This is a genomic window from Phenylobacterium sp. (assembly GCF_031360265.1).
In the GTDB taxonomy this organism is placed as follows: Bacteria; Pseudomonadota; Alphaproteobacteria; order Caulobacterales; family Caulobacteraceae; genus Phenylobacterium.
Genome location: NZ_JANMBF010000003.1, coordinates 1 through 3196, shown reverse-complemented (window position 1 = coordinate 3196; position 3196 = coordinate 1). Strand labels below are relative to the sequence as shown.

2 protein-coding genes are annotated in these 3196 nt (G+C 68.6%); both read right to left on the bottom strand.

The features are described 5' to 3' along the window. Nucleotides 1–2052: PAS domain-containing sensor histidine kinase (locus tag RMN86_RS00120; RefSeq protein WP_309603789.1), on the bottom strand; the 2052-nt coding region annotated here is incomplete at its 3' end. A 71-nt stretch (nt 2053–2123) separates the two neighbouring features. Further along, nucleotides 2124–3196 (bottom strand): sigma 54-interacting transcriptional regulator (locus tag RMN86_RS00115; protein ID WP_309603788.1); only part of this gene is annotated, 1073 nt, incomplete at its 5' end.

Genomic DNA, 3196 nt, shown 5'->3' with positions numbered 1-3196 from the left:
TTTCTCGCGCGTGGTCACATAGGGTTCGGTCAACCGGTCGCGATCCTTGGCGGGCAGGCCTATGCCATTGTCCTCGACCTCGAAGGCGACGCCGACCTCGTCGGACACAAGTCGCGCACGGATATGACCCCTGACCGTCGGCGTCCGCCGCCCGGCCACCGCCTCAGCGGCATTCTTCAGCACATTGGTCAGCGCCTGGCCCAGCATCCCGCCGTCGGCCACCAGCCGTATATCCGGCGTCGGTTCAACCAGTTCGACGTCGATGTCTGGACTGGCGACCCGCTGGGCGAAGAGCGCCGCGCGAAGCAGTTCGCCGGCGTCCTGCTCGGTGAACCTTGGCGCCGGCAGCCGCGCGAAGGCTGAGAACTCATCCACCATCCGCCCGATGTCGCCGACCTGGCGCACGATGGTGTCGGTGCAGCGGTCGAAGGTCTCCAGCTCGTGCGGCGCGATGTCCTTGCGATATTTTCGGCGCAGCCGCTCGGCGGAAAGCTGGATCGGGGTCAGCGGGTTCTTGATCTCGTGGGCGATCCGCCGGGCCACGTCGCGCCAAGCGGCGTTGCGCTGGGCCGTCACCAGACGGGTGATGTCGTCAAAGGTCAGCACCAGTCCGTCTTCGATGCGGCTGGCGCGCACCCTCAGGCGCAGGGTCTCGCGACCGCGCACGACATCGACTTCCTCCTCGACCTCGGTTCCGCGGGACGCCTGGGCGGCGATGGCGGCGATCTCGGGCGCCACCTCGGCGAGCTTGCGGCCCCGGCCATGGCGGTCCTTCAGGCCCAGCAACAGTTCGGCCTGGCGATTGGTCGCGGAGATCCGCCCCTTGGCGTCGAGACCGATGACCCCGGCGCTGACTTCGGCCAGCACCGTCTCGATGAACTGGCGGCGTCGTTCGGCCTCCTCGTGCGCGGTCCGCAGCGCCGCCTGCTGCGCCTGCAGGTCGTGGGTCATGCTGTTGAAGGCCCGCGACAGGACAGCGATCTCCTCGGGGTCGTTCTCGGCGTTCACCCGGGCGCTGAGATCGCCGCCGGCCACCTTGCCAGCCGCGACCACCAGGCGTGCGACCGGCCCGGAGATGGCGTTGGCCGCGCCGAGGCCCAGCCAGACCGCTCCCACCAGCACCAGCAGCGCGGTCTCGGCGTAGCTGAGGGCGAAGATGGTCTGGATCCGCTGGCGATTCTGCGCCGCGTCGCGATAGGCCACAAGGCTGGCCTCGGCTTCGAGCAGGTGGCTGACGATCCCCTTCTCCACCGGCCGGACGACATAGAGATAGGCGTCCGGATAGGCCCGCAATCGATAGACCGAGCGCATCACGTCGCCGCAGGTGCGGTTGCAGAGCCAGATGTCGCCCTCGTCGGCGGCCTTGAAGCTGGAGGCCGGAGGCAGCACAAGGGCGGGGGCGTCGGCGGCTTCGGCGCGCGCCAGGATGCGGCCCTCGCGGTCGATCAGATAGGCCGCCGGAAAGGCGTGGTAGGAGGCCAGGTTCGCCAGAAAATGGCTGAAGGTGATCGGGCTGGCGGCCAGGGCCGGGGCGGCGCGGTTGAGGTCGCCGCCCATCAGGGTCACGTGATCCTGGATATAGCGGCTCTGGTCCTCGACATAGGACCGGGCCACGGTGGCGGAGTTTTCGACGACGGTCTGCACGCGCTGGCTGAACCAGTTCTCGACGCCGCGGCTGACCAGGACGCCGTAGAACAAGGCCACCACCACGGCCGGCGCCACGGCGGCCAGCGCGAACAGGGTGACGAACCGCAGCTGCAGGCGCGCGCCGGGGTCTCTGTCGCGGGCTTCGAGCAACGCGCCGAACCGCAGCGCCACGATCAGGGTCAGGATCAGGATAAGAATGAGGTTGAAGCCGAGCACGGTCAGGATCGGCTGACTGGCCGGGCCCAGGGGTCCCGTGGTCGGCGGCGACGCCGCAAGCAATATGGCGATGCCGGTCAGCGCCGCGGCCAGCGCATAGCCGATTCCCAGCACCACGCGCGACTGCATCACCCGCCAGATGCGGGCCGCGCCGGCGCTGACAATGCGATTTCCAACGCTGAAGGCCATTGCCCGGGAGTCTATGCGACTGTGCCCCAAACTCAACAGTCTTGTTGCATCGAAACGTCAGCGGCTCGACGCTACCTTCGACCGCGCTGCATCTCAACGCCCAGGTCGGAGATCTTCTTGCGCAGGGTGTTGCGGTTGAGACCGAGAATTTCGGCGGCGCGCACCTGGTTTCCCCGGGTGGCCATCAGCGTCAACTGGATCAGGGGGCGTTCGACCTCCTCCAGCACTCGATCATAGAGACCGGCGGGCGGCACCCCGTCCGGCTGATCGGCGAAGTAGCTGGAGAGCTTGCGTTCAACCAACTGGGCCAGAGTCGCGGGACCTTCCTCACCGTGGGTCACCGGCTGGTGCTCGGCGAGCTCGCGCTCCACGATCCGCGCGGTGATCAGGTCTTCGCCATAGAGGGCGCAGATCCTGCGGATCAGATTTTCCAGCTCGCGGACGTTGCCCGGCCAGGGGTGCTGCTTCAGTCGGTCAAGCGCTCCGGCGTCGATGGTCTTGGACGGCAGGCCTTCGCGGTTGGCGCGCAGCAGGAAGGCCCGCGCCAGGTCTGGAATATCGTCGACCCGGTCGCGCAGCGGCGGCAGGCGTAGCGGCGCGACGTTGAGCCGGAAGAACAGGTCCTCGCGGAACAGGCCCTGCTGGATCAGGCCGCGCAGGTCGCGATTGGTTGCGGCGATGATGCGGACGTTGGGCCGGCGGCTGGTCTTGGGATTGAGCGCCGGCTCGGAGCCGTCGATGACCCGCAGCAGGCGGGTCTGGGCGTCGAGCGGCATGTCGCCGATCTCATCGAGAAACAGGGTGCCGCCGTCGGCGTCAATCAGCTTGCCGTGGTCGCCGTCTTCCTTACCAAACAGCTCCGTCTCCACGCGTTCGCGCGGGACGGCGGCCAGGTTGATGGTGACAAATTTGCCGTCACGTCGTCGGCCCATGTCGTGCAGGGCGCGGGCGACCAGCTCCTTGCCGGCGCCGCTCTCGCCGGTGATCAGAACGGTGAGGTCGGCGCCCACCAGCCGCGCGATCGTCCGGTAGACCTCCTGCATCGGACCGGACCGCCCGATCAGCGGCAGGCGGTCGTCGCGCACGGCGCGCGCCTGGGCGCGAGCCGCCTCCGGGTCGGCGGGTCGCGACAACGCGCGCCGCG